This is a genomic window from Acidovorax sp. KPB24-03 (assembly GCF_057546605.1).
In genome coordinates, this window is the sequence record NZ_BAAJYR010000526.1 from 1 (window position 1) to 2,054 (window position 2,054).

A 2,054-nucleotide genomic window follows, 5' to 3' on the forward strand; every position below is an offset into this window, starting at 1 on the left:
CCCGACATGGGCGGGGTGCAGTGTGCCATCTGCAAGAATGCGCCCCTCGGGCCCGAGCCGGGCCGCTTTCTTGCTTTCCGTTTTTGCAGCAAAGGACCGCCATGCAGCGTCGCACCTTCCACCACCGCGCGTGCGCCGGGGCCCTGGCCCTGGGGCTGCTGGCCGCCCGCGGCCAAGCGCTGGCGTTGTCGCTGGGCGACCTGTCCGGCGCCGATGCCGCCAGCGGCGTGAAAGCCGCGCTGGCGCAGGGCGCGCAGGCCGCCGTGTCCCTGCTCGGGCGGCCCGACGGCTTTCTGCGCAACCCGCAGGTGCGCATCGCGCTGCCGGCGCGCCTGGAAAAAGCCGCGGAGCTGATGCGCCGCTTCGGGCAGGGCCGCCGCATCGACGAACTGGTGACCTCCATGAACCGCGCAGCCGAGCAGGCCGTGCCGATGGGCCGCGACCTGCTGGTGGGCGCGGTGCAGACGATGACCGTGGCCGATGCCAAGGGCATCCTGGCCGGTGGCGAAACCTCGGTGACCGAGTTCTTCGCGCGCAGGACCCGGGCGCCACTGGGCGAGCGCTTCCTGCCCGTGGTGAACCGCGCCATCGAGCAGGTGGGGCTCACGCAGCAGTACAACGCCTTCGCCAGCAAGGCCGCGGGGTTCGGCCTGATCCGGCAGGAAGATGCCAACCTGTCGCAGTACGTCACGGGCAAGACCCTGGACGGCCTGTACCTCATGATCGGCGAGGAGGAAAAGAAGATCCGCCAGGACCCGGTCGGCTCGGGCAGCGCCATCCTGCGCAAGGTGTTCGGGGCGCTGAAATGACAGGGGGCGAGACGGTGAGCCCGGCCACCCCACGATCGCCCGCCCCGCACGAGGGCTTTGCCGCGTGCCCCTGCGGCCGTTCCTCCGGCCCCTCGCCGCAGCGCCGGCCCTTGCCTTACGCCGGGTGCTGCGGCCGCTACATCGACCACTTCGACACCACCCCCGCGCCCGATGCGGAAAGCCTCATGCGCTCGCGCTACACCGCCTTCGTGCGCGAGCAGGCGGCCTACCTGCTCGCCACCTGGGAGGTGGCGCACCGGCCCGCGCAGGTGGCGTTCGATCCGGGCGTGCGCTGGCTGGGCCTGGAAGTGCGTGCGCACCGCCGCCTGGATGGCGAGCGCGCCGAGGTCGAGTTCGTCGCCCGTCAGCGCATGCCCGGCGGCCGTGCCCACCGCCTGCATGAACTGAGCCGCTTCGTGCGGCAGGACGGGCGCTGGTTCTACGTGGACGGCGACCTCCGCTAGGCACTGCCGCATGCCCGATCGCTCCCGCAGCGCGGTGACGCCCGTTTCCGCATCCGTATCCGCAGTCCCCGATGTGCTGGGCCCGCCGGCATCCCGGGCCGGCGGGATCGAGGAGGCCGGCGGGCAGGCGCTGGACCTGGCCGTGCGCCGCCGGCTGCTGCAGTCACTGGCCTCGCGAGGCTCCTCGGAGATCGCCGCGGTGGTCATCCCCGGCGTGCTGGTGGGGTTCTACGGCCGCTTCGCGCCGCCCGGTCCGCTGATCGTCTGGTGGGTGCTCTTCGGGGTCGTGGCCCTGGGGCTGCTGCGCCTGCGCCGCGGCCTGCAGCGCGACGCCGCGCTGCCCGATGCGGTGGCCGTGCCCAAATGGGAGCGCATCTTCCAGTGGCTGTCCCTGGGGACGGGGCTGATGTGGACGCTGCCTGTCTTTCTCACGATGTCCGCTGCCCCGCTCGAATTCCGGCTCTTCCTGTACATGGTGCTGTGCGCGGTCATCGCGTCGGCCACGACGTTCCTCGCCCCGGTGCCGGTCATCTTCTGGCGCTATTTCGCGGCCAGCTACCTGCCGCCCACGCTGGCGATCTACTGGTACTTCCCGCAGCGCTGGCACTACCTGCTGCCGCTGATGCTGCTGTACGGCGCCGTGCTGTGCCGCCATGCCTGGGGATCGCGCCGCTTCGTGGTGCAGCAGGTGGAGATGGAGCGCCAGCGCGCGCGGCTGGCAGAGCAGTACCGCGCCGCCAAGGAGGCCGCCGAGCGCGCGCTGGAGGAAAAGAACCGGTTC

The 2,054-nt window shown here is 71.7% G+C and carries 2 protein-coding genes and 1 pseudogene; all 3 read left to right on the forward strand.

The genetic code is table 11. From position 1 onward, the window contains the following. Positions 1-101: 101 nt before the first annotated feature. Complete coding sequence (locus tag AC27KI_RS23535) at positions 102-809, forward strand: DUF4197 domain-containing protein (RefSeq protein ID WP_487116143.1); 708 nt, start codon at positions 102-104, stop codon at positions 807-809. A 14-nt stretch (positions 810-823) separates the two neighbouring features. After that, positions 824-1,273: a YchJ family protein gene (locus tag AC27KI_RS23540; RefSeq protein WP_487116145.1), complete on the forward strand. Its 450-nt coding sequence runs from the start codon at positions 824-826 to the stop codon at positions 1,271-1,273. Between the two features lie 10 nt (positions 1,274-1,283). Beyond that, positions 1,284-2,054, forward strand: a pseudogene (locus tag AC27KI_RS23545) (ATP-binding response regulator); the annotation flags it as partial.

Bases quoted from the DNA above. Each gene is read 5' to 3' on its own strand.
- AC27KI_RS23535 (WP_487116143.1), top strand. From the start codon at position 102: ATGCAGCGTCGCACCTTCCACCACCGCGCGTGCGCCGGGGCCCTGGCC.